Origin of the sequence: Streptomyces endocoffeicus (assembly GCF_016741935.1) — a bacterium.
Taxonomy (GTDB): domain Bacteria; phylum Actinomycetota; class Actinomycetes; order Streptomycetales; family Streptomycetaceae; genus Streptomyces; species Streptomyces endocoffeicus.
Window position 1 is genome coordinate 1 of sequence record NZ_JAERRG010000195.1, and the last position, 659, is coordinate 659.

The following is a 659-nucleotide window of genomic DNA, read 5'->3' on the forward strand; positions in this document are numbered from 1 at the left end:
TGCGGGTGTGCTGGGCAATGCCGGGCAGGCCAACTACGCCGCTGCCAATACCTTCCTGGACGCTCTGGCTCAGCACCGCCAGGCCCAGGGTCTGCCCGCGGTCTCTCTGGCCTGGGGGTTGTGGGAACAGGACAGCGGGATGACCGGCCACCTTGGTCATGAGGACCATGCACGCCTGAACCGCACCGGCATCACCCCCATGACCACCGAAGAAGGCCTTGCTCTCTTCGATGTCGCTCAGGGGGTGGGGCGTGGTGTGGTGTTGCCGGTGCGTGTGGATGTGGGGGCGTTTCATGGGCGTGGTGGTGTGTCGGTTCCGGCGTTGTTGCGGAATGTGGTGCGGGGTGGGGTGCGTCGGGTTGCGGTGGGTCGGGATGGGTCTGGTGTGTGGCGGGATCGGTTGGCGGGTGTGGTGCCGCGGGAGCGTGAGCGGTTGCTGCTGGAGCTGGTTCGTTCTCATGTGGCGACGTTGCTGGGGCATGCGGACCCTGCTGGCATCGACGCCGACCGCGCGCTGAGGGACCTGGGCTTCGACTCCCTGACGGCGGTCGAATTGCGTAACCAGCTTGGGGCGGCCACTGGGCTTCGACTCCCGACCACCTTGGCGTTCGACCATCCCAGCCCACGCGCTGTCGCCTCGTACCTCGGTCAGGAGTTGA

General features: G+C 66.9%; 1 protein-coding gene. It reads left to right on the forward strand.

Annotated elements, in window-relative coordinates; genetic code table 11:
* The coding region (locus JK364_RS54550) for a beta-ketoacyl reductase (RefSeq protein ID WP_201858902.1) at positions 1 to 659 on the forward strand (659 nt) is incomplete at both ends.